Consider the following 22,224-nt stretch of genomic DNA (forward strand, 5'->3'; position numbering starts at 1 on the left):
TCATTGAATCGACACATCACGGACACTCATCGTCATCAACGGAACCAGCATGAACGCACAGAGCAAACGTCAACAACTGAAGAGCCGTCTTGCACAACCGGAAATCGTCACCGCGCCCGGCATCTTCGATCTGATCTCCGCGAAAATGGCGGACTCGATGGACTTCGACTGCCTGTACATGACGGGCTTCGGCACCGTCGCGTCCTATCTCGGCGTGCCCGACGCGGGTCTCGCCACTTACACGGACATGGTCGATCGCGTCACCGCGTTTTGCGGCGCAACCGGCACGCCGCTGATCTGCGACGGCGACACCGGTTACGGCGGTCTGCTCAACGTCGCACACACGGTACGCGGCTACGAACGCGCCGGCGCCGCAGGCATTCAACTCGAAGACCAGGAGTTTCCGAAGAAATGCGGACACACGCCGGGCCGCAAGGTGATTGCGCTCGACGACATGGTGAAGAAGATCAAGGTTGCAGCCGAAACACGCGAGGACGCGAACTTCCAGATCGTCGCGCGCACCGACGCACGCACCTCGCTCGGACTCGACGAAGCATTGAGGCGCGGCGAAGCGTTCGCGAAAGCCGGCGCCGACGTGCTGTTCATCGAATCGCCGGAAACCGTCGAGGAACTGGAGACGATCGCGCGCACGTTCGACACGCCGCTGCTCGTCAACATCGTCGAAGGCGGACGCACGCCGCAACTGACACCCGCCGAATTGCAGAAGCTCGGCTTTTCGATTGCGATCTATCCGGCATCGGGATTTCTTGCCGCCGCGCAGGCACTGCGGGACGTCTACGGCCAGATCAAGGCACTCAAGGGCACCGTGCAGGCACAGAACAGCATGTATCCGTTCTCGCAGATGTGCGAGCTGATGGGCTTTCCCGCGATCTGGCAATTCGATCGTGAGCATGCCGAATAAATATACACAGAGATGTGCTAGCAACCACGGCTCATTGCCGTTGCCGATAGCCGGCACTAACAATCGCTGACAAAAATTCACGCTCCTCATTTCCGCGGATCGCGTAGCATAGCGAAGGCATGTCCTGCGAGCGCCACGCGCTCGCATTTGTCATTCAACTGTGGAGATTCTGGAAATGAGTATTTTTGGCGACATCGTGCATAAGCTGTTCGGCAAGGCCAAGCCGGACCAACCTGCCCCCGCCGCGGAACCGACACCGGACCCGGCTGCCGCGCAAGCCGCCGCGCCTGACACCCCCGCACCGCTCGCCGACGTCGACGTGGCCGCCGTGATGGATCAGCTCGTCAGCGAAAGCGGACAGACGCTGAACTGGCGCACCTCGATTGTCGACACGATGAAAGCGCTCGGCATCGACAGCAGCCTCGACCACCGCAAGCAGCTGGCTCAGGAACTGAAGTACAGCGGTGATATGAACGACTCGGCCAGCATGAACATCTGGCTGCACAAGCAGGTCATGCAGGCGCTCGCGGCCAACGGCGGCAAGCTGCCGGCCGATCTGGCAAGTTAAACGCCCGTCATTCGGGCGCGATTGCCCGGCGCACACGATGGCTCGGGCAAGATGAAACGCGGCCGCTCATGAAGCCTGCACGAAGCCATGCATCAAGCCTCGCGCAAGAACCTCTGAGCGGTCGCGCCACTCCCCTACCCTGCGTACTGAACGAGGGTATCCCAACCTGCCGCGACTGAGAACGGCCCGATATCTCACCCGGCTATTGCGCCGCGGTCAGCTTGAGCCCGGGCTTCAGTGGCTGGGTCATTTCCTGCGGACCTTTGCGTTCGTCCGACACCTGTTCAATACCTTTTCTCGTCACTTCTTCGAGAAAGGTCAGGCGAGCCCGGTAATAATCGGCGCGCAATTGTGCATCGAGCACGAGCTGCTCGGCCTGAAACAGCTCCATACGTAAGTTGTTCAACGCACGCTCGGCCTGTTTCTCGGGAGTAGGAGCATGTTGTGAAGCCCAGTTAGCAAGCCACCGCATCATGGTGAAGCCCTCCTTGAGTTCAATGCTCTGCTACAACACAGGCTATCAAATTCCGGGCACAACGTGTGTTAAATCCTCTCAAGCGTTGCGTATTGTGCAAGCCACGGCGCGTGGGCGCACCATGAACGCCCGTTCATTTCATGCCCGCTATGCGCCATGAGCGGCTATCGAACCCGATGCGCCGCGCTTTGCATGCCGCAATAGCGATGAAAAGAAAAAAGCCCGCACAGGGGAGGCGGGCGAAAACAACGCTCCATTAAAGCGTGTCATGACGATGACACGCAGGCAGTCTACTGCTGCTGCGGTGCGAATCTCTGTGGGGTTACCGGCAATTCATCGCACATCGGACAATCGCTAACGGTAACTGCGGACCCTGACTGTTATTCCAAGCGCAAACGTCAACGCCAACCTCAACGAAGCATTTCCACGTTCTTCACAATGGCACGCGCAAACTGTGCGACCTGCCGGCCCTGTTCGATCAGGTCCATCGCGAGCCGGAACGTCACCACGTCGGCCTTATCCGCGAGTTGAAGCCTGGCGAGCACGACCTGGCGCGCGGTCGTGGCCAATTGTTCGATTTCGCTTTTCGCGCCGATCACCTTCGCGCCTTCTTCGGCATCGGGTTCCTCGATCGTGCGAATCGCCTGTTCGAGATTGCGAATCACGGCGTCGCTAAAGCGCGCGGTCGCCTCGTCGCGCAGGCGCACGAGATCGATCTGCTGCGTGAGTCTTTGCTGGCCGATCGTGATGAGTGTCGTGCTGACCACGCCGCTAATGCTCTCGAGATTGCTCGCCACCTGCGTGAAGCCGACCATCTGCTGACCTTCGTCTTCCGAATGCTGAACCTGCGAGAGCTGGCCGATATAGTGAAGAATCTCCGCGGCAAGCCGGTCGGCTTCCTTGTCCTGATCCAGCAGCAGATTGATCTCCTCGATCGTTCCGGTTGAAATCGTCTGCGAGCCTCGTCGCACGATATCGAGCACCTGTCCGCCGAGCCGCGTCAGTTCGATGCGCACGCGCTGCAATCCGAGCGACGGCACCGTCAGCGAAGACGCGTCGAGATAGAGCGGGTCGCCGGCCGGTTTGGCCGCCTGCGCGCGTGTCGGCACGATCAGTTGAGCAAGCCGCGCGATCGGTCCGGTAAACCAGATCAGCACCAGCGTGCTCGCCACGCTGAAGATCGTATGAGCGTTCGCGACCTGACGCGGCGCTTCGGCCGCGAGCCGGGCGACGCCCTGCAACTCCGGATGCGACGGCGAAACGTAGCGCACCAACTCCGCCATCTGTGGAATCACGAAAATCCCCACCGCCACGCCGAGCAGATTGAACACCAGATGCACGACGCCTACCTGCACCGCTTCGGGCGTTTTGCCGATCGACGCGAGCAGCGCGGTGCCGCAAGTACCGACCTTCGCGCCGAGAATCAGCGTGATCGCGGCCTCGAGCGGCATCAGCCCTTGCCCGCTCAGCGCGATGACGATCGCGAGCGTCGCCGCCGAGCTTTGCACGATCGCCGTGAAGACCGCGCCGACCACGATGCCGACGATCGGGTTGCGCATATCCTGCATCGCGTCGATAAACGGCTGAAACGTGCGCAGCGGATGCGTCGCCTCGCCCATCAACTGGATGCCCATGAAGAGCAGGCCGAGCCCGAGTACCACGCGGCCGATCTCGCGCAGCAGTTCGCGCTTGCCGAACGCATGCAGCACGAAGCCGGCCGCGAGCATGAACGGCGTGAGCCGCGATACGTCGAATGCGATGATCTGCGCGGTGATGGTCGAGCCGATGTTCGCGCCCATGATCATCGGCACGGACTGCGCCAGGGTCATCAATCCGGCGGAGACGAAGCCGACCATCAGCACGGTCGTGATCGTCGACGAATTGAGCAAGGCGGTCACGACCGCACCGGCCACGACACCGCGAAAGCGGCTCGCGGTCAGCACGCCGAGCAACGCCTGCAATCTCGATCCCGCGATCGCCTTCAGGCCGCCGGTCATGAACTCGAGACCGAGAAGAAAAAGAGCGAGGCCACCGATCAACAGCCCGAATATCCCGACCCAGTTCAGCCCGACCGGGTCGATGTCCGTCAGGTAGTCAGTCATCCTGCGAGGCCCTTGTGAGGAAGCAGATGCACGAAATTACAGCGCGCACGCTGGCATGTAAAGCGAGTTAAGCAACGCCTGATTTCCCTGTGCCGCGATGCGCATCCCCCTGCGCCCGGTCCGGACACCGTTTCATTACAGTTGAAAGCCATGCCGATGAGGCTGCTGAGGGCACCGCCGGTGTCACCGCCAATGTCACATTAATGACAGGATCGAGCCGCGCTCCGGCCGTGCGATTGGCAGTTAACCCGTAGGTAAAAATGCCCATCGTCCGGCCTGCGGGCGGCTGCCAATAATATCCCCATCCTCCGAATCGACTCGCTGCACACCACCCCAGAAAGAAGGAGGACTTATGGCAAATCGTATTGCCTACGTAACCGGCGGCATGGGCGGTATCGGTACCGCAATCTGCCAGCGCCTGCACAAGGAAAATTACACGGTCATCGCGGGCTGCGGCCCGAATTCGGCACGCAAGACCCGATGGCTCGAAGAACAGAAAGCGCTAGGTTATAACTTCGTCGCATCGGAAGGTAACGTCGCCGATTGGGAATCCACCGCGAAAGCGTTCGAAAAGGTCAAGAAGGAAGTCGGCGAAGTCGACGTGCTCGTCAATAACGCGGGTATTACGCGCGACGGCGTATTCCGCAAGATGACGCATGAAGACTGGAACACGGTGATCGACACCAATCTCACGAGCCTGTTCAACGTGACCAAGCAGGTCATCGACAGCATGGTCGAGCGAGGCTGGGGCCGCATCATCAACATCTCGTCGGTCAACGGCCAGAAAGGCCAGTTCGGGCAAACCAACTATTCCACCGCGAAAGCCGGCATTCACGGCTTCTCGATGGCATTGGCGCAGGAAGTCGCAACCAAGGGCGTGACGGTCAACACCGTATCGCCCGGCTATATCGGCACGGACATGGTGCGCGCGGTCAAGCCCGAAGTACTCGCGAAGATCGTCGAGAGCATTCCGGTCAAGCGCCTCGGCGAACCGGAAGAAATCGCCTCGATCGTCGCGTGGATCGCCTCGGAAAGCGCGGGCTTCGCGACGGGTGCCGACTTCTCGCTGAACGGCGGTCTGCATATGAGCTAACGGAAACGGCAGCGCATTTCACGCGGCGTGAGCGTGTCCCGCTTCAATGGACACTTCATCAGGTTCCAGATGATGTCGCGGCCCGGCGCGAGCCGGCCGCGTCAGTGAGCTTATGGCCAGAAAAGCGAGCCCTCCTCACGAAGCACACGCGAAATCGGCCCCGTCGCGCTCGAAGGCGATGCTGCAGCCGATCGTGCCGGCCAAAGCGGGCGAAATCTCGCTCGACTATCACATGACGCTCGAAGCATTGCGCAGCGGCGTCGGCAATCAGTATCACGTCGGCAGCATGGCGCAAGCCATCTATATGACGATGCTGCTCAATCAACGCGGCTATGGCGCCGCGATGCCCGATCTGTTTCGCGACGCCGAAAGCGTCATTTTGCGTTGCCGTCAGGCGGGACTCGAAACAGGCGTCTGTGCCGTCGATAGCGATGCCTATGCCCTGCTCGGCCAGGTGCTCACGCTCTTCGATCAGCAACTCGCGGCCGCGCCCGTGCAGGAACTGATTGCCGTCAACGCGAGGCTGAAGCAGTTGTTCAGCACGGCCAATGCACAGCGCGACGGTAAAGAGCTGGCGCCGTAACGCGCGAGTGTGCTGTTGCTATTCATGCAATGCGCGTCGCGCTTACCCCGAGTACTCACACAGAGCGTTCACCCGGAACGTACAGCGGCATCGCGCGACCATGCGATACAGCCGCAATAACCTGGCGACACGGCAAGCCAAACCGCATCGAGCCCGGTAATCAGGCTTGCCCTACGCGCGCTCGCATCGCTGACCTCGACACGCGGCTCATGCCGTGCGTCGCCGAGCACCGAAAACCACGTCATGCCATCGCCGATGCCGACGCCAAGCGCTTTCAACAACGCTTCCTTCGCGGTCCAGACGCTGAAGAACGCATCGCCCCGCTGCTCCACCGGCAACGCCGCCACGCACGCCTCGTCGCCGGGCGCGAATACCGCGGGCACCAGCGCCTGCCAGTTCATGTCCGTGCGCGCGACCTCGATGTCGACACCAACCCTGCCCCGCGCGGCAATCGCGATCAAGGCATGCCGGCCTGAATGCGATACGTTGAAGTCGGGCTGCGGCTCCTGAGCCGGCACGAGTCGCGGCCGGCCCGCGGCATCCCGCTCGAAACGCAATTCAGCAGCCGCCACGCCGGTTCTTTCGGCGAGCAGGCGGCGCAATACGACGCGTGTCGCCGCATGGCGCAGCGTATCTTCGTGGCGCTGGAAACGCGCGGCTTTCGCGCGCTCGTCGGCAGAAAGCACGGCGAAACAGGGGTGGTCGAGCGTCACGCTAAAGTCGAACGTGAGGCAGAAGACTTCGATACCAACTGCGCGCGCACGTGGCACGTCGAGCAAGCGAACGTCGAAATCCGGTACAGCGGTGGCGATCATCGAATCCATTCGAACGGGATGGTGAGGCATGCCAGTAGTGGCCAATGCGGGTTTGCATCATTTACCTGAAACGAACGCGGGCGGCAAGCTCGCGGCATGAGGCAAGGCAGGTACTCGCCCATTCATGGCGCCGGCTATCGGCCACGCCTTGCCGCCCGTCGCCCTGTACTCAACGACGGCGAACGCTCCGTCAACGGCGGCACGGTTTCGTCTTCCGCCTGCCGTGTTCCCGTGAATTGCTGCCGGTATGCGGCCGGTGTCAGTGCCTTCGCTGTCTTGAACTGTCGGTTGAAATTGGCGACGTTCGCAAACCCCGAGCGTGTCGCGATCACCGAGACCGGCAAGCCCGTGCCGGTCAGCAGCCGACATGCATGACCGATCCGCACGCGCGTGATATAGCGCCCCACGCTCTCGCCGAGATGCTGTGTGAAGTGGCGCGTCAGCGAACGCTCCGAGAGACCCGATGCTTTTGCCAGCGTCGCCAGCCGCAACGGATGCGCGAACTGCGTGTCGATCAGCGCCAGCACGCGATTGAGCTGATCGGGCTGATAACCGGACGGCGCCCCCGTATGCGCATCGAATGCACCCGGCGACGCGAGCGGCGCCCCCGGCGTTTGCGCGAGCCAGTCCAGCACGTCGAGCACGGCCTTCAGACGTTCGCGCGGATCGGCCGACAGCAGCCGCTCGAGTTCGCCGCGCAAACGCGTTCCCGCGCCGTTTTCAAAAGCGAGCCCGCAGGCCGCGCGCCGCAGCAGATTGCATAAACCGTTGTACTCGGGACAGACGTCGGCGAGACGGCGTACCCAGGCGCCGTCGAACCAGATCACGATTGCGACCTGCGGCGCCGCTGCATCGATCGAACGATTCGACGCCCACGTATGCGGCAGATTCGGCGGCACGAGCACGAGATCGTCGTCGCCATACACGGCCACCGAATCGCCGATGAACCGTTTGCCGCGACTGTTCATCGTCAGCGTCAATTCGTATTCCGGGTGATGGTGCCATTCGAACGGGATGCGCGGCAGACGCCGGTGGTACACCCGCACCGAACAGCTCGCACCGAAATCGACGCGCTCGTAGGCTGCCTTCATGACCGGATTCGCAAAAAGATTGGCCCGATCATATCACTGGCATGAGCGGCGCCGCAGTACGCTTTCGACATCGCCATCACCATCGATAACGGAGACGACGCCATGGCATTACAGATTGACGACCTGCCGGCAGCCATCGGAAAAGCCAAACGGGAACTGCGCGACAGGCTGCCCAATTACCGCGAGGTATTCGCCGAAGTCGAAGCGGCGATGACCCGCGAAGCGCAACAGATCGCGGCGCTGCGCGAACGCGGCGAAGCCGTGATTCCCGAGATCCGCTTCGCGGACATCGCGGCGAATCGCGTGAGCGCCGACCAGATCTCACGCGTCAAAGCGCGCGGCGCGTGCGTGATTCGCCAGGTGTTCAAGCGCGAACTCGTCGAGCAATGGGATCGAGATATCGCTCACTACGTCGAGAGCAACAACCTCGATGCGAAGCTGCTCAACCGCGCGGAAGACAAGTACTTCGGCCAACTCGCTTCGAGCAAGCCGCAGATTTACGGCGTGTACTGGTCGAAGCCGCAGGTACTCGCGCGGCAGTCTCCCGCGCTCACGCAGGCGCGCGTGTTTCTGAACCGCCTATGGCGCAGCGAAAGCGAAGGCCGCGTGCATTTCGACCCTGAGCGCGTGCCCGTTTACGCGGACCGTCTGCGCCGCCGGCCGCCCGGCTCGGCATCGCTGGGACTGTCCGCGCATTGCGACGGCGGTTCGGTCGAGCGCTGGATCGAGGCGAATTTCCGCAAGGTGTACCGGCATGTGTTCTCCGGCAACTGGCGCGCCTACGATCCGTTCGATGCCGCCTGGCGAACCGAGGTCGAGGAAATTCCGTCGCCCGCGGTGTGCTCGATGTTCCGTACCTTCCAGGGTTGGACCGCGCTCACGCCGCAAGGTCCCGGCGACGGCACGCTTCAGCTCGTACCGATCGCGAACGCGATGGCTTATATCCTGCTGCGCGCGTTGCAGGACGACGTCGCCGACGACGACCTCTGCGGCGCGATGCCGGGCCGCGCGCTGTCGATCAAACCTGAGTACCACGCGCCGCTATTTCAGGCCCTTTCGTCGATTCCGCTGATGCAGGCCGGCGACACGGTCTTCTGGCACAGCGACGTGATTCACGCGGTCGAGGACGCGCATCGCGGCAAGGGCTATAGCAACGTGATGTACATCGCGTCGGCGCCGTCGTGCGCGAAGAACGATGCCTATCTGAAGCGGCAACTGGCGAGCTTTTGTGACGGCACGAGTCCGCCCGACTTTCCGGCAGACCATTTCGAAGCCGATTTCGTCGGACGTGCAACGGCTGCGGACCTGACGTTGCTGGGCCGCGAACAGATGGGCTTCGATCTGTAGCCCGAATCGATTCAGCCGCCGATGCCCGACACGCCGGACACACCGGGCATGCGGTCCATGCCCGCATTCAGGAGCAGCGACAACGCGCCAACCAAAATCAGACTCGACGCCCACAGCGCATCGAGATTGAACCAGCTGCGCGAGACGAACCGGAGCCCGAGGTAACGATAGACGAGCCATGCAAGCCATCCGCCGGCCATCATCATCGCGGCCGCGTGAATGACGGAGACCGATACCGCCATGCGCAGACTCGTTGCAATCAGCGTTCGCGCGGCCCGATGCGCAGCGTCGGGATCGTCGGCACGGCACAGACCGAGGTAGATCGGCACGAGCATGAGCCCGGCGCCATGCGCGAGCGCCACCGCGAACGACCAGAGCGCAAGACGCGACGGCGGAATTCTCGCGAGCACGCGCGGATGACGGCGCCGAATCAGCAAAACGATGCCGAAGCCGATCACGAGCACACTCGCGCCAACCTGTATTTCATGCTGCCACGCGAGCACGCCGAGCAGCATCGCGAATGGCAGCATCATCAGCAGAATCGCGAGGACGTGCCCCACGGCGAGATAGGCAAGCGCGCTCCACAGTGCCTGGATGCGCCGCTCCATTAACGCATTCGACACGGCGAGCGGCCACCCCATCGCGGGATTGAGCCCGTGATACACACCACTCGCGAGGACGGCCAGCCACAGGCCGGTTTGCGGCGAAACGACGCCGCTCAAACGCCCACCGACGGGTAGCAGAACGAATCGGTCGAACAGTCGCCGCCTTCGAGCCGGATCTGATGCGCGCGGTAGCCGTCGGGAAACGTGACCCAGTAGTCGTCGGACAGCGTGAGGCCGCCGTTCGGCGCCGCGTGCGCCATCACCTGCACGCCGGGCACGCCGTCGGGATAGAACTGGTCGTCCCACGTCGAATAGAGCGAATTGGTCCAATAGACGCGTTGGCCGTCGCGACTGATCTCGACCATTTGCGGTCCGCCCGCGAACGTCCTGCCGTTCGGATGCGGTGTGCGCCGCTCGATTCCGCCGATACGCACCGAGCCCGTCAGCTTCGGCTTGCGCGGTTCGCTCACGTCGTATTGGCGCATCTCGCCGGTTCCCCAGCAGGCAACGTAGAGGAATTTGTCGTCGATGGACAGATCGATGTCGGTGACGAGCGGCGGCACCGCGCCGAAGCCTCGCAGCAGCGGCGGCAATTCGTCGGCGGGCGCGGGTTCGGGCGGAATCGTCGCGGTCTTCTCGATGTGGAATGTCCCGCCTTCGCGCCACCACGTCCAGATCGAACCTTCGAGATTGGTCGTATCGACCACGACGCCGACAAAGCCGTACTCGCGGCTCGGATCGTGCGCGGGCCGCACTTCGAGCGCCATCTGATGATGCGCGCCGAGATCGAGCGTCTGCACGTTGCGCCGCGCGCGCAGATCCCAGAAGTGCACGCGGTGTCCGTACTTATTCGCGAGCAGATCTTCCGGCACGATGCCGTTTTCGAATTGCGGCGGCAGTGCCCATTCGCTCGACACCATATAGTCGCGCGGCAGATTCCACCAGAAATCGTAGTGCTTTTCCTGCGCGCCGCGTTCGATCTCCCAGCGGCCGAGCACCTCGAACGTCTGACAGTCGATGATAAAAATCCCCGGCGGCCCTTCGGTGCCGTCCTTGCCCGCGCCGCCGAGCGTGCTGACGTAAATGCCTTCCGGTCCGCAATGCACGGTGTGCGGACGCGAATAGCCGGTCTTGCGGAAGATTTCCTCGGGCTCGATGATCTTGTGGATCTTCGCCTGGGTCGGATGCGGCTTCGTATCGACGATATAGATACGCGAAGAACGCATGCCCGGCACGATCAGATAGCGCCGTTCGAGAAACGCATGGCCGGTCAACGGCGAAAGCGCGGACGAACACGCGTTCCAGCCGAAATGATGAAACTCGTCGCCCTTGTTCGGCACCTGTACCGTATGAACGACCTGGCTATACGTCGGCGAACCGGGCTTCACGTCGATCACGGCAAGCGCATCGGGCTGCGAAAAATCGGGGCTCAGCAACGCCGTGTAGGCGTATTCCTCCGCTGGCGCGTCCATCGCGAGTTTCGGCGAGGCATGAAAAGTGGGATCGGGGCGCATTCCCATGGCGGCACTCTCCTTCTCCGTTAAGCGGGGGCATAACCTTAAATTTGTAGTCCAAGGCGCAGCCGGGGGCAACCGGAAATTTGCCCGTGCCGCCTTGTGCGCGGCGAACGGCGCGATGGTATGCCGCTTGCTCGCAGCAGATACATACAACGGCACGCGCAGCCGCTCAGAACGGTCACGCCCGCGTCAGGTTCTCGCCATCTGTCGTGCGTATGCTGTGAACGATGAATGCTCAGGATGACATATGGACTCTTCCCCGCTTTTCATCGTCGGTTCGCCGCGATCCGGCACGACCTTTCTCTGCTCCGTCCTCAACGTTCATCCGCTCATTCAATTGACCAACGAATGCCGGATTTTCGCGTTGCTCAAGAACACGCTCGAAGCGGGCGGCACTCGGCCCGATCTGCTCGGCGTGGCCCAGCGCGAGCACTTTCGCCATTTCTGCCGCCGCACGCTGGGGCCGTGGGTCGAGCGCTTCTATCGCGAGGAACTCGGCATGACTGCACCGATCTGGGGTGACAAGCATCCGTCCTATGCCGATCCGACCGTGCTGTCGGGACGCGCCGGTTCGATCGAACGTCTGCCGCGTTCGGGGTCGTGTCTGCGCTTGATACGCGAATTGCTGCCGCAGGCGCGCTTCATTCATATTCACCGCGATCCGCGCCACGTCGCCAATTCGCTGCTGCGCAAGCACTGGATCGGCTCGATCGAAGACGGCATCCGCGTCTGGGAGCAATACGTGAACGAGATCATCGGCTTCTTCGCCGAGATTCCCGCGGACCGCGCGCTCAACGTGTCGTATCGCCGGGTGATCGAAGACCCGCGCACGACGGCGGCAAGCATCGGCACGTTTCTCGACGTGGCCGATGCGTCGCCGATCAGCGACTTTCTCGTCTCGCAGCACCGTTGTCCGACGCCATTCAGCGATCCGGTGACCGATATCGCCGATCTGTACGTGGTCCCCGACGAACCCGCCGACGACGACAAACTGCTCGCACTGGCGGGCACGGCGGCGACGCATCTGGGCTATGCGGCGGCGTGAGATAGCGGCGTGAGGCAGTAGGCAGTGGCCTAAGACAGCGACATAAGACGGCAGAATAAGCCGCCGACGCGCGGCCCACTCACGACACACCGCCCCCCTGCGCGCCCCTTACTGCTGCACACCCCAGCGCCGCACTGTCACGTGTTCGAGCGTATCGAACACGAGATGCTCGACCAGCAAACCAATCACGATCACAGCGGCCAGCCCCGCGAAAACACGATCCGTGTACAACTCGTTGCGATTCTGGAAGATGTACCAGCCGAGCCCGCCGCTGCCGGAGCTGGCGCCGAACACGAGTTCGGCCGCGATCAGCGTGCGCCATGCAAACGCCCAGCCCACGCGCAGGCCGGCCAGAATCGACGGCAAGGCGGCCGGCACCAGAATCAGCAGCACGTGGCGCATGCCCGTCAAACCATAGTTGCGCCCGGTCATGCGCAGCGTGGCCGGCACCGCCTGAAAGCCCGAGTACGTATTGAGCGCGAGCGGCCACAGCACCGAATGCACGAGCACGAACAGCAGGCTGCCGGTGCCGAGGCCGAACCAGAGCAACGCGAGCGGCAGCAAGGCGATCGACGGCAACGGGTTGAACATCGCGGTCAGCATCGACAGCAGATCGCGCCCCACGCGGGTCGACACCGCGAGCGACGTAAGCACGAAAGCGAGCGCGGCCCCGAGCAGATAGCCGCGCAGCAGCACGGATAGCGACACCGCGGTCTTCACGAGCAGTTCGCCCGACCACACGCCCTGCACGAATGCGCTGAACGTCGCGCCGAAGGTCGGCAGCAGCAGATCGTTGTCGATGATGCGCGCGGCAACTTCCCATGCGCCGATCAGCACCAGCGCAATCAGCGTCTTGCGCAACCAGCCCTGCGCGAACAGACGCGTTGCCGGCGACAACGGCGCTTCGGGCGCGAGCGAGTCAGGCAGTGCAAGCGATTCGAGCGGCCGCTCATATTCGTCGCGAACCGGCGGCCATAGCGTAGCGGGCGTACTCATTGCACGATCTCCGTCGTCTCGTTCTGTTCGGTCGCTTCGGTTTGCTCGAACAGCAGGTGATGAATGCGCGCGACGCTGCGCTGAAAATCGGCACGCCCGAAGCTGTCCTGCGAATACTGATGGCTATTGAGCTCGGCACGCACGCGGCCCGGATGCGGCGACAACAACAGAATCCGGTTGCCGACCACGAGCGCCTCTTCGATCGAATGCGTGACGAACAGCAGCGTGAAATTCACCTCTTCCCACAGCCGCAGCAGTTCTTCCTGCATCTTGCGGCGCGTGAGCGCATCGAGCGCGGCGAACGGTTCGTCCATCAGCAGCACGCGCGGCTGCATCGCGAGCGCGCGGGCAATCGCGACGCGCTGCTTCATGCCGCCCGACAACGTATGCGGATAAGCCTGCGCAAACGCGGCGAGCCCGACCTTGTCGAGATAGTGCAGCGCGCGCTCGTGGGCTTCGGCTTTCGAGAGCTTCCGCGCGACGCGCAGCGGAAACGCGACGTTCTGCGCGACCGTCTTCCACGGCGGCAACTGATCGAACTCCTGGAACACGACGATGCGATCGGCGCCGGGGCCGCGCACGCGTTGACCGTCGAGCGTGATCGCACCCGCGCTCGGCTCGATAAAGCCGGCCACCGCCTTGAGCAGCGTGGACTTGCCGCAGCCGGACGGCCCCAGCAGCACGAAGCGGTCGCCGCCGTAGACGTCGAAGCTCACGTCGTGGGTCGCGCGCACGAGCCGCTCGCGCGTGCGGTATTCGAGGCTCACGTTTTCGACCGTGAGCAGCTTGCCGCTGGTCGCCGGCGCGGCGTGCTCGGGAAACAGCAGGGTAGGATTGGCCGCCATCAGAGCCCCCCCTGCGAGAGCGTCGGATCGATAAGCGGTGTCGTGCCTGATTTCATGTTCAACCTCGATTCAACTTCCGGCGGCCGTCGCCGGATCGTCGAAGAAATAGTCCTTCCAGGAAGCCGGTTCGTTCTTGATAACACCGACGCGATGCATGAACTGCGCGAGCCCGAACGTGTTCTGCGGCGCGACCTTGAACTGCACCTGCGGATTCGTGATGATCTTCACGAGCAGATTGCGATCGATCTTCGACTGGTTCGTGCGGATATAGATATCGGCCGCGGCCTGCGGATTCGCGTTGATAAATTGCGCGGCGTCGGCCAACGCGGCGACGAACGCGCGATACGTCTTCGGATTCCCGTTGCGGAATTTTTCGGTGGCGTAGAGCACCGTCGCCGAACTCGGCCCGCCGAGCACGTCGTACGAATTGAGCACGATATGCGCCTTCGGATTGCCGGCCAGTTCCTGCTCCTGAAACGGCGGGTTGCCGAAATGCCCGGTGATTTCCGTGCCGCCCGCGATGATCGCCGCGGCCGCGTCGGGATGCGGCAACGCCTGCGTGTAGGGGTCGAGCCGGTTGTAGTCCTTGTCGCCCCACCGTTTGGCCGCCGCGTATTGCAGCACGCGCGCTTGCACGGAAACGTTCACGGCCGGCAATGCGATGCGGTCCTTCTCCGTGAAATCGGCAATCGTCTTCACGTTGGGGTTGTTGCTCACGAGGTAGTACGGCAGATTGCCGAGCGACGCGACGCCCTTCACGTTCTGCCGGCCGCGCGTGCGGTCCCAGATCGTCAGCAACGGGCCGACGCCGGCCCCGGCGATATCGACCGCGCCCGACAGCAGCGCGTCGTTGATCGCCGAGCCGCCCGAGAGCTGGACCCAGTCGACCTTGATGTCGAGCCCTTCCTTGCGCCCTTCCTTCTCGACGAACTGCTGGTCGCGCGCCACGTTGAGCAGCAGATAAACGATGCCGAACTGCTCGGCGACACGAATCCGGCCTTCGGCATGCGCGGGCGCAGACACAGAGAAACCCGCGGCGCCCATCGACAGGCTCAGCAATAACGCCGTGCAACGGCGGGCAAACGACGGCCGCGCGGCGGTCGAACGAAAACGGAACGGCATTGAAACTCCAGTCGGCGTGCGGTGCGATCGGTGTTGGGGTGATGAAAGACGTGACGCTCAGAACGGCGCATCGCCCTCGATCGTCGTGCGATACAGCTTGCGGCGCAGATGATCGGGCGTGCCGGCCGCGAGATGCATGAGCGAGCGGTTGTCCCAGAACACCATGTCGTGCTCGGCCCAGCGATGCCGGTACAGATGCTCGGGGCGCACGCTGTGCGCGAACAGTTCCGCGAGCAGAGCCAGGCTCTCGTCTTCGGGCATGCCGATGACGCGCGTCGTGAAGTGCTCGCTGACGAACAGCGCCTTGCGGCCCGTCTCCGGATGCGTGCGCACGATCGGATGCACGACCGGCTTCACCTGGGCGATCTGCTCGGCGGACAGATTCGGCCGCCACGGGCTGCGCTGCTGCAATTCCGCGTATTTCGCGAGGTAGGTGTGTTCGGCCGCGCGCCCTTCTACCGCCTCACGCAGATGCGCGGGCAACGTGTCCCACGCGAGGTGCATGTTCGCGAACAGCGTGTCGCCGCCTTCCGCGGGCAACTCCTGCGCATGCAGCAGCGAGCCGAGACTCGGCTTGTCCTTGTACGACAGATCGGAGTGCCAGTAGTGACCGGCGTCGCCGAGGCCGATCGGCTTGCCGTTCTCGACGATGTTCGACACCACCAGCACCTCGGGGTGGCCCGGCAACCCGAACTGATGCAGCACATGAATCTGCAGCGGACCGAAGCGGCGGCTGAAGGCGATCTGCTGCTCGGGCGTGATGCGTTGCTCGCGAAACACGAGGACGTGGTGTTCGAGATGCGCGCGATGAATGCGCGCGAAGTCGTCGGCAGCAAGCGGCTGGGCGAGATCGAGACCGAGCACTTCGGCGCCGAGCGGGCCGTCGAACGCGCGAATCTCGATGTGCTGGCTGGCATGGAAACGGGCGGCGGCGCCGGCCGTCGGGGTAGCAAAGGTGCCGCGCGCGGCGGAAGCGGTAGTCGTCACGGGAAGCTCGTCGTCGAAACTGTTCAGCGGACACCAGGGGAGCGAAGCCCCCAAGGCGCGTTCAGTCAGACGAATTTACCGGCCCGCGCACGCAAAGCCAACGAAGCAAATCCGATACGGTTATCTGCTGGAGTGATAAACCCGATGCTGCAACGCGTCGCGGGCCGTCGGCGCCATTTGCGCGCGTTCGTTTTTTACCGCCAGGAGCGTCGGCAACCGCGCCGCGCGTCCCAACGCGGCGGCCTCGTGCCGCGCGAGCCACACCTGTTACTCGCACCTACTCCACGCCATAGCGCCAAACCTGCTTTGATTCTGAACTTTTGTTGGTTCGCTTCGGCGTGCCCGCCCGCTACATTGAACAATCGGCGGCGCGGGTCATATAGCTCTTTACAGGCCCCGGTCCGATCCCATCCATCACAACGCACCGCTCGCCGCCCGCACCGTTCCATCACTTCATGAGGTAATTCGCATGAGCCATTCCCTCTCGCATGACGACGCCGTGAAGTTCGCCTACTGGGTGCCCAACGTGAGCGGCGGCCTCGTCGTCAGCACGATCGAGCAGCGCACCGACTGGCGCCTCGAATACAACCAGAAGCTCGCGCAAACCGCCGAGCAGGCCGGCTTCGACTACGCGCTAAGCCAGATCCGCTTCACGGCCGGCTACGGCGCCGAGTATCAGCACGAGTCGGTATCGTTCAGCCAGGCCTTGCTGCACGCGACCACGAAGCTCAAGGTGCTGGCGGCGATCCTGCCCGGCCCGTGGAATCCGGCCGTGGTCGCCAAGCAGATCGCCACGATCGATCACATCTCGAACGGCCGCATCGGCATCAACGTCGTGAGCGGCTGGTTCAAGGGCGAGTTCACCGCGATCGGCGAGCCGTGGCTCGAACACGACGAACGCTATCGCCGCTCGCACGAATTCATCGAGGCGCTCAAAGGCATCTGGACACAGGACAACTTCACGTTCAAGGGCGACTTCTATCGCTTCAACCAGTACACGCTGAGTCCCAAGCCGGTGCAGAAGCCGCACCCCGAGATTTTCCAGGGCGGCAGTTCGCGCGCCGCGCGCGACAACGCCGCGAGCGTGTCGGACTGGTACTTCACGAACGGCAACACGCCGGACAACCTCAAGGCGCAGATCGACGACATTCAGGCGAAGGCGGCGAAAAACCATCACACGGTACGCATCGGCGTAAACGCATTCGTGATTGCACGCGATACCGAAGAAGAAGCGCGGGCCGTGCTCGACGACATCATCCGCCATGCTCACGTCGAGGCGGTCGATGCGTTCGGCGATGCGGTCCGGCAGGCGGGCAAGGCGTCGCCCGAAGGCGAAGGCAACTGGGCCAAATCCACTTTCGAAGACCTCGTGCAATACAACGACGGCTTCCGCACGAATCTGATCGGCACCCCGCAGCAGATTGCCGAGCGCATCGTCGAACTGAAGTCGGTCGGCGTCGATCTCGTGCTCGCCGGCTTTCTGCACTTTATCGAGGAAGTGGAGTACTTCGGCAAACGCGTGCTGCCGCTCGTGCGCGAACTCGAAGAGAAGCAGCGCGTGAAGCAGGCTGCGTAAGCACGGCCGCGTGGTCCCACCCATGCCGAACGACAGGCGTCGCGCGCGACGTTCAGCGCGGCACTCAGCTCAGCGCAGCACAGTGCTCATTCAACCCGAGGCTTGCGCGCCCCCGCTGCCGCCCCAAAGCGCCAAACGGTCGTCCCGATGCGTTGACGGCCCGCGCGCAGCCGTTGCCAGGCCACATCGGGCACGAACCGCACGACCAGCAGCACCAACGCGAGGAGCGCCGGAATCCAGCGCAAATCGCTCGGCACCGGTTCGCGGCGGGCGAAACGCGGGTCGAGCAGCGCATCGCCCAACGAAGCCGTGGTCCAAAGCCGGTGATAGTCGAGGCCCGTTTGCCCGGCCACCGACGCCAGGTACTGGCCGCGCAGTTCGGACAACTCCTCGTGCGTCTGCGCGTTCGTGGCAGACCCCGGCGTGTCCGGCACCTGGATCACGTCGTCGGCCTGCCAGTAGCCGATGCGGTTGCCGTCGGCGTCGCTCTTCGGAATCGCCGCCGGCTGATCGCCGCCCACGCCGATCAGCCAGCCCCGGATGCGCGCGGGATTGATACCCGGCATCAACGCGCGCGATGCCGACACGGGCGGCGCTTCCTGCCCGTCTGTCACGAAAACGATCGCCGCGTTTTCGCCGACGTCCTGGGCGACACGCACGGCCGAGTAAACGCCGCCTTCGGCAATGCGGCTCCAGTTGGTCCAGCGCATGCGCCCGTCGATACCGTCGAGCGAGACGAGCAGTGCGTCGTAATTCGCACACACCTCGACGGGCGGCAGCAACAGCAAACTGCGCTGCCCCGTGAACACGCTCCAGCCGACCTTCGAGCCGCACGGCAGGCGGCCGAGCGCGTCGCGCATCGCGGCCTGCGCGAACCTCAGTCGGCTCACCGGTTCGCCGTTCAGGCTGACGTCCTCGACATTCATGCTCTGCGTGATGTCGAACGTCACGATATAGCTGAACGCGGCGCGCGGCAGCGTCACGTCCGGCATCGCCACCGCCGCGATCAGCGCGACGAGCGCGAGCGGCGTCAGGCCGTGACGCAGTCTCGCGAAACCGCGCTCGCGCATGGCGCCGCTCATGGCAAATCCTGGCTCTGCGGGTCGCGCAGCTTGATGTTGTGCTGCTCTTTCACATCGGGCAGCGTGGGCGCGGACTGCGTCTCCGGTGCGAGCCAGAGCGCGCGTTCGAGGTTGTAGCGCGCATCCCAGTCGTCGGGCGCGGCGCGCAGCGCCATCCGGTAGCGCGCCTTCGCCTCGCCGATCATCGCCAGCGATCTGACTGCTCGCGCCTCGCCGTCGCCACCGCTGCCTTCGCGCAGATACATATTGCCGAGATCGAACAGCGCCGCAAGACCGATCCCGTCGAGCCGCCCCTCGTGGATCAGGCCGTTGTAGAGCCGTCCCGCCGCGTCGTAGGCGCCCGCTTTCGAGAGCGCCATCGCACGCGCGAGCTGCACCTGCGGCGGCTCATCACCGCCTCGGCCGCCACGGCCGCCATCCGCGCCCGCATTCGCGGCCTGCGCGACGCCCGGCGCCTGCGTCACAGCCGCGATCGCCTGCTCGACCTGCCCGGCATGCCGAAGCCGCATGCCGCCATACGCGGCCCACGCGGCACAGCAGATCGCGACAGTGCCGAACGCGGCGTGAATCCATCTGCGTTTCATGCCCAGCTCCTGACCTGAAAGAGACGCAGCCCGACCAGAACCGCCACGCACACCAGCGCGACCGCGAAGCAATACGGACTCCAGTCCTGCCTCGGCAAATGTTCGATAAACGTCGTCGGCGCGTTCTGCTGCCGGTTGATCTCGGCGATGGCCGCCATCATGCCCTTCGCGTCCTCGGCCTGAAACAGCCGGTAAGGCGTCTTGAGCGAAAGGAAATAGCGATGCAGGTCCGCTTCCGCCGACGACTCGCCGGCGGGCAGCCGCGCATTCAGATCGGGGCTGAACACGCTGCTGCGCAGATAGATGAAGTACAGCGCAAGCTGGTTGCGTTGCAGGCCCTCGCGAATGCGCCGCTGCACGGTTTCGTCGAGCCGTGCGCCGCCATCGGAAACGAGCACGATCGCGCGGCGCCCCGAGGTGGGCCGGCCCTCGAACTGGGCGATGGCCGCGAGCATGCCGCGATCGAGCTGCGTATCCGGCATGCCGCGGCCGATCGCGGTCGCGGCAACCGCCTGCTCGATCACGCGATGGTTGTACGTGAACGGCATCGCGAGAATCGGGCTGGTGCCGAACATCATGAACGCGAGCCGGTCGTTGGGACGCTGCCCGATAAAGCTCGTCAGCGAGGCGCGCGCCACCTTGTTCTTCGACTCGCCGCGCGGCGACTCGACGCCCTTGCTGCCCATCGGCTCGTCCATGCTCGCGCTGCGATCCATCAGGATCAGAATCTGCGCGCCGCTGCCGGTGCGCTGCACCTGTAGCTGCGAACGACCCGGCCCGGCGAGCCCGACCACGATCGCCGCGATCGCAAGCACGCCGCAAGCGCGCGCGAGCCGGCCGGCCCAGCGTCCGACGCGATCGACCGGCAGCCATGCGACGCTCGAAAACACGAGCGTATCGCTGCGCCCCGGCAGCAAGGGCAGCACGGCGAGCGGCAGCAGAACCAGCAGCCACGGCCAGTCGAAATCGAGCGCCATGGTCATCGCTGATGGCGCCGTTCGGCCCGATACAGCGCGCGGCACAGCGCCTGCAACGGAAACTCGGCGGCAGGCGGCGCGGGCGCGAAGAAACGCTCCGCCGACACCTGATAGAAGCGTTCGAGCTGCGCGCGCAGCGGTTGCAGATGCGGCGCGCGCGCGAAGAGGCCAGGCAGCGAGCCCGCATGCACGACCTGCCCGGCCGTTTCGTTGAGCGCCTGATGCAGACAGAACCAGGCATCGCTCGAAGCCGCCGCCTGCGGGTCCGCGAGTCCCTGCATGCGCCGCCATGCGCGCGCGAACGGCAACCGCGCCGACTCGCGCCGATTGCGCCAGCCCCACCAGCCGGCCCACGCGAGCAGCGTCGCCAGCAACAGGCCGAGCGCCCACGCGATCTGGCGGCGCAGGCCGGCCGTCGTCGGCAAGGGTGCCGCGCGATCGGGCCGCAACGGCAGCAGATCGCCGCCGGCAAACGGATTCGCGGGCGTCAGCGGGCCGATGCTCGCGGGCCATTCGGCCACCTGCAGTTGCTGGCCGGCGGCCGAACTCAGCGTCAACGCGGGCAGCGCGATTTGCGTGAGCGTCTGCGGCGCGTTGACGACCTGATACGCGATCACCAGCCACTGGCGGCCGTCCGCATCGGTTTCGAGCGACACGGGCCGGCGTTCGAGCCAGAGACCGGTGCGGCCGACCGAAGGCGGCGTGACCACGCCGAGGTCCTGGCCGTTGGCCTGCAATAGCACGCGTTGCGTCAGCACGTCGCCGAGTACGTAGCCGAATGCGCGGGGTTCCTGCACGGTGGCGATGACGGTCGCGGTCGTGGCGGTCGTGGCAGTGGCGGCCGTCGCCGCGTTGCCGCTCAGCGCAAACGCGGCATACACGGCAAACGCAGCAAACACAGCACATGCAACACCGGCTGCCACCAGCCGCGACGCGCGCCGCGCCGGCTCCTTCAACGCACGGATGAAGCCGCATCGAAGCGCACGCCGAAGCCCGCACGATCTCATGCCGTCATCTCCAGAAAGTAGCGCGACATCGCTTCGGGATCGAACCCGCCTTCGACATAGAACGGCCGGATGCCGCGCGCGCCGAACACGCCGGCCAGTTCCTCTCGGCGGCGCGCGACCCCATCGCGCCAGCGCTCGCGCATATCGCCGCGCAGCCACACCATGCGCTCCTCGCCCGACTCGGCATCGTTGACGGCCAGCAGCGACGCATGACGCGGCGGCGCGATCTCCGCCTCGTCCCACACGACCATCGGCACCACGCAGGCATGCACGAGCATGTCGAGCACCGGCGACAGTTGCGCGAGCGGCCAATGAAAGTCGGACACCACGAACACGAGCGCCTGGCGTCCGGCAAGACGCGTCACGCAGCGGTGCAATCCTTCGAGCGCGCCGAGCCCGGCCGCATGGCTCGTACACTCGCGCAGCATCGTCGCGAGCAGATGGCCCATGCCGCGGCCATTGCGCGCGGGCACGAAGAGATCGTCGCGCTCGCTCGCATCGAATGCGAGCATGCCGAGCCGGTCGCCGACGCGAAACGCGCTGTAGCCGAGCGCCTCGACGAAATCGGCGGCCACGTGCAGCTTGGTCTGACGCGAGCCGAACTGCATCGACGCCGAGACGTCGACGATCACGATCACCTGCACCGCCACGCGTTGCAGATGGACCCGCACGAGCCATTCCGAGCGCGCCGCGCGCAGGCTCGCACGCAGATCGAGACGGCGCGGGTCGGGATAGTCGAACAGCCGCCCGTGCATCGCGAACTGCTGCCCCGAGCCGAAGCTCGCGCCTTGATGCGAACCGGGCCGCGCGCCGCCCGCGCGTATCGGCAAACGGTAGTGGAATTCCGCGGTGCCGTTCATGATCCGGATCGGTTCCAGGGCCCGT

The 22,224-nt window shown here is 64.3% G+C and carries 22 protein-coding genes; 7 read left to right on the top strand and 15 right to left on the bottom strand.

Annotated features, from left to right (window positions below; translation table 11 throughout):
• The first annotated feature begins 49 nt into the window (after positions 1-49).
• Both GXB81_RS06770 and GXB81_RS06775 read left to right on the top strand, forming a co-directional pair.
• Positions 50-922 (top strand): isocitrate lyase/PEP mutase family protein, encoded by an 873-nt coding sequence (locus tag GXB81_RS06770; protein ID WP_205988697.1) that lies wholly within the window; start codon positions 50-52, stop codon positions 920-922.
• 175 nt (positions 923-1,097) lie between these two features.
• Positions 1,098-1,490 carry a DUF3597 domain-containing protein gene (locus tag GXB81_RS06775; RefSeq protein WP_167039510.1) on the top strand — a complete coding sequence of 131 codons (393 nt, stop codon included), beginning with the start codon at positions 1,098-1,100 and terminating at the stop codon, positions 1,488-1,490.
• A gap of 202 nt (positions 1,491-1,692) precedes the next feature.
• Here GXB81_RS06775 and GXB81_RS06780 read toward each other — a convergent pair whose 3' ends face one another.
• Both GXB81_RS06780 and GXB81_RS06785 read right to left on the bottom strand, forming a co-directional pair.
• Positions 1,693-1,965, bottom strand: a complete 273-nt coding sequence (locus GXB81_RS06780) for a hypothetical protein (RefSeq protein WP_205988698.1) — start codon at positions 1,963-1,965, stop codon at positions 1,693-1,695.
• Positions 1,966-2,375: 410 nt separating this feature from the next.
• Entirely contained in the window at positions 2,376-4,067 is a 1,692-nt protein-coding gene (locus tag GXB81_RS06785) for a Na/Pi cotransporter family protein (protein ID WP_205988699.1), read from the bottom strand.
• A 352-nt stretch (positions 4,068-4,419) separates the two neighbouring features.
• Here GXB81_RS06785 and GXB81_RS06790 point away from each other — a divergent pair, with 352 nt between their 5' ends.
• Both GXB81_RS06790 and GXB81_RS06795 read left to right on the top strand, forming a co-directional pair.
• A complete protein-coding gene (locus GXB81_RS06790) occupies positions 4,420-5,160 on the top strand; it encodes a 3-ketoacyl-ACP reductase (RefSeq protein WP_167039505.1) in 741 nt (246 codons plus the stop codon).
• Between the two features lie 178 nt (positions 5,161-5,338).
• Complete coding sequence (locus tag GXB81_RS06795) at positions 5,339-5,743, top strand: Fis family transcriptional regulator (protein ID WP_167039503.1); 405 nt, start codon at positions 5,339-5,341, stop codon at positions 5,741-5,743.
• A 68-nt stretch (positions 5,744-5,811) separates the two neighbouring features.
• Here the strand turns inward: GXB81_RS06795 and GXB81_RS06800 are convergent, their stop codons facing one another.
• Positions 5,812-6,558, bottom strand: a complete 747-nt coding sequence (locus GXB81_RS06800; RefSeq protein WP_205988700.1) for a 4'-phosphopantetheinyl transferase superfamily protein — start codon at positions 6,556-6,558, stop codon at positions 5,812-5,814.
• 134 nt (positions 6,559-6,692) lie between these two features.
• Positions 6,693-7,649, bottom strand: a complete 957-nt coding sequence (locus tag GXB81_RS06805) for an AraC family transcriptional regulator (RefSeq protein ID WP_205988701.1) — start codon at positions 7,647-7,649, stop codon at positions 6,693-6,695.
• A gap of 102 nt (positions 7,650-7,751) precedes the next feature.
• On the opposite strand from GXB81_RS06805, the gene GXB81_RS06810 reads away from it, so the two are divergent.
• Complete coding sequence (locus tag GXB81_RS06810; RefSeq protein ID WP_205988702.1) at positions 7,752-8,996, top strand: DUF1479 domain-containing protein; 1,245 nt, start codon at positions 7,752-7,754, stop codon at positions 8,994-8,996.
• An 11-nt stretch (positions 8,997-9,007) separates the two neighbouring features.
• On the opposite strand, the gene GXB81_RS06815 is transcribed toward GXB81_RS06810, so the two are convergent.
• Both GXB81_RS06815 and GXB81_RS06820 read right to left on the bottom strand, forming a co-directional pair.
• Positions 9,008-9,718 (bottom strand): hypothetical protein, encoded by a 711-nt coding sequence (locus GXB81_RS06815; RefSeq protein ID WP_205988703.1) that lies wholly within the window; start codon positions 9,716-9,718, stop codon positions 9,008-9,010.
• Positions 9,715-11,121 (bottom strand): selenium-binding protein SBP56-related protein, encoded by a 1,407-nt coding sequence (locus tag GXB81_RS06820; RefSeq protein WP_205988704.1) that lies wholly within the window; start codon positions 11,119-11,121, stop codon positions 9,715-9,717. The genes GXB81_RS06815 and GXB81_RS06820 overlap by 4 nt, the downstream gene beginning before the upstream one ends.
• 244 nt (positions 11,122-11,365) lie before the next feature.
• Between GXB81_RS06820 and GXB81_RS06825 the strand changes: the two genes are divergently transcribed.
• Positions 11,366-12,163 (top strand): sulfotransferase, encoded by a 798-nt coding sequence (locus GXB81_RS06825; protein ID WP_205988705.1) that lies wholly within the window; start codon positions 11,366-11,368, stop codon positions 12,161-12,163.
• A gap of 108 nt (positions 12,164-12,271) precedes the next feature.
• On the opposite strand, the gene GXB81_RS06830 is transcribed toward GXB81_RS06825, so the two are convergent.
• The 4 genes from GXB81_RS06830 to GXB81_RS06845 all read right to left on the bottom strand — a co-directional run bounded on the left by GXB81_RS06830 (position 12,272) and on the right by GXB81_RS06845 (position 16,029).
• A complete protein-coding gene (locus GXB81_RS06830) occupies positions 12,272-13,159 on the bottom strand; it encodes an ABC transporter permease (protein ID WP_205988706.1) in 888 nt (295 codons plus the stop codon).
• Positions 13,156-14,004: an ABC transporter ATP-binding protein gene (locus GXB81_RS06835; protein ID WP_167039487.1), complete on the bottom strand. Its 849-nt coding sequence runs from the start codon at positions 14,002-14,004 to the stop codon at positions 13,156-13,158. Before GXB81_RS06835 ends, GXB81_RS06830 begins: the two co-directional genes overlap by 4 nt.
• Positions 14,005-14,073: 69 nt before the next feature.
• Positions 14,074-15,126, bottom strand: a complete 1,053-nt coding sequence (locus tag GXB81_RS06840) for an ABC transporter substrate-binding protein (protein ID WP_167039485.1) — start codon at positions 15,124-15,126, stop codon at positions 14,074-14,076.
• A 57-nt stretch (positions 15,127-15,183) separates the two neighbouring features.
• Positions 15,184-16,029: a TauD/TfdA family dioxygenase gene (locus tag GXB81_RS06845; RefSeq protein WP_205988713.1), complete on the bottom strand. Its 846-nt coding sequence runs from the start codon at positions 16,027-16,029 to the stop codon at positions 15,184-15,186.
• 553 nt (positions 16,030-16,582) lie between these two features.
• Here GXB81_RS06845 and sfnG point away from each other — a divergent pair.
• Positions 16,583-17,689, top strand: coding sequence for a dimethylsulfone monooxygenase SfnG (gene sfnG, locus GXB81_RS06850; RefSeq protein ID WP_205988707.1), 1,107 nt, complete (start codon positions 16,583-16,585; stop codon positions 17,687-17,689).
• A gap of 86 nt (positions 17,690-17,775) precedes the next feature.
• Here sfnG and GXB81_RS06855 read toward each other — a convergent pair whose 3' ends face one another.
• From GXB81_RS06855 to GXB81_RS06875, 5 genes are all read right to left on the bottom strand, one after another.
• A complete protein-coding gene (locus GXB81_RS06855; RefSeq protein ID WP_205988708.1) occupies positions 17,776-18,771 on the bottom strand; it encodes an MxaL protein in 996 nt (331 codons plus the stop codon).
• Positions 18,768-19,355, bottom strand: coding sequence for a tetratricopeptide repeat protein (locus GXB81_RS06860; protein ID WP_205988709.1), 588 nt, complete (start codon positions 19,353-19,355; stop codon positions 18,768-18,770). The genes GXB81_RS06855 and GXB81_RS06860 overlap by 4 nt, the downstream gene beginning before the upstream one ends.
• Entirely contained in the window at positions 19,352-20,338 is a 987-nt protein-coding gene (locus GXB81_RS06865; protein ID WP_205988710.1) for a vWA domain-containing protein, read from the bottom strand. The genes GXB81_RS06860 and GXB81_RS06865 overlap by 4 nt, the downstream gene beginning before the upstream one ends.
• Positions 20,335-21,231, bottom strand: coding sequence for a calcium incorporation protein MxaA (locus tag GXB81_RS06870; RefSeq protein ID WP_346777785.1), 897 nt, complete (start codon positions 21,229-21,231; stop codon positions 20,335-20,337). Before GXB81_RS06870 ends, GXB81_RS06865 begins: the two co-directional genes overlap by 4 nt.
• A 104-nt stretch (positions 21,232-21,335) precedes the next feature.
• A complete protein-coding gene (locus GXB81_RS06875) occupies positions 21,336-22,199 on the bottom strand; it encodes a VWA domain-containing protein (protein WP_205988712.1) in 864 nt (287 codons plus the stop codon).
• Positions 22,200-22,224: the final 25 nt, after the last annotated feature.

The organism is Paraburkholderia sp. Ac-20336, assembly GCF_017105025.1.
Classification (GTDB): Bacteria; Pseudomonadota; Gammaproteobacteria; order Burkholderiales; family Burkholderiaceae; genus Paraburkholderia.

Coding starts and splice junctions, on each gene's coding strand:
- GXB81_RS06830 (WP_205988706.1), bottom strand. CDS start 13,159: ATGAGTACGCCCGCTACGCTATGGCCGCCGGTTCGCGACGAATATGAG.
- GXB81_RS06865 (WP_205988710.1), bottom strand. CDS start 20,338: ATGACCATGGCGCTCGATTTCGACTGGCCGTGGCTGCTGGTTCTGCTG.
- GXB81_RS06875 (WP_205988712.1), bottom strand. CDS start 22,199: ATGAACGGCACCGCGGAATTCCACTACCGTTTGCCGATACGCGCGGGC.
- GXB81_RS06795 (WP_167039503.1), top strand. CDS start 5,339: ATGCTGCAGCCGATCGTGCCGGCCAAAGCGGGCGAAATCTCGCTCGAC.
- GXB81_RS06800 (WP_205988700.1), bottom strand. CDS start 6,558: ATGATCGCCACCGCTGTACCGGATTTCGACGTTCGCTTGCTCGACGTG.
- GXB81_RS06840 (WP_167039485.1), bottom strand. CDS start 15,126: ATGCCGTTCCGTTTTCGTTCGACCGCCGCGCGGCCGTCGTTTGCCCGC.
- GXB81_RS06770 (WP_205988697.1), top strand. CDS start 50: ATGAACGCACAGAGCAAACGTCAACAACTGAAGAGCCGTCTTGCACAA.
- GXB81_RS06855 (WP_205988708.1), bottom strand. CDS start 18,771: ATGAGCGGCGCCATGCGCGAGCGCGGTTTCGCGAGACTGCGTCACGGC.
- GXB81_RS06825 (WP_205988705.1), top strand. CDS start 11,366: ATGGACTCTTCCCCGCTTTTCATCGTCGGTTCGCCGCGATCCGGCACG.
- GXB81_RS06775 (WP_167039510.1), top strand. CDS start 1,098: ATGAGTATTTTTGGCGACATCGTGCATAAGCTGTTCGGCAAGGCCAAG.
- GXB81_RS06780 (WP_205988698.1), bottom strand. CDS start 1,965: ATGATGCGGTGGCTTGCTAACTGGGCTTCACAACATGCTCCTACTCCC.
- GXB81_RS06805 (WP_205988701.1), bottom strand. CDS start 7,649: ATGAAGGCAGCCTACGAGCGCGTCGATTTCGGTGCGAGCTGTTCGGTG.
- GXB81_RS06785 (WP_205988699.1), bottom strand. CDS start 4,067: ATGACTGACTACCTGACGGACATCGACCCGGTCGGGCTGAACTGGGTC.
- GXB81_RS06790 (WP_167039505.1), top strand. CDS start 4,420: ATGGCAAATCGTATTGCCTACGTAACCGGCGGCATGGGCGGTATCGGT.
- GXB81_RS06860 (WP_205988709.1), bottom strand. CDS start 19,355: ATGAAACGCAGATGGATTCACGCCGCGTTCGGCACTGTCGCGATCTGC.
- GXB81_RS06835 (WP_167039487.1), bottom strand. CDS start 14,004: ATGGCGGCCAATCCTACCCTGCTGTTTCCCGAGCACGCCGCGCCGGCG.
- GXB81_RS06820 (WP_205988704.1), bottom strand. CDS start 11,121: ATGGGAATGCGCCCCGATCCCACTTTTCATGCCTCGCCGAAACTCGCG.
- GXB81_RS06810 (WP_205988702.1), top strand. CDS start 7,752: ATGGCATTACAGATTGACGACCTGCCGGCAGCCATCGGAAAAGCCAAA.
- sfnG (WP_205988707.1), top strand. CDS start 16,583: ATGAGCCATTCCCTCTCGCATGACGACGCCGTGAAGTTCGCCTACTGG.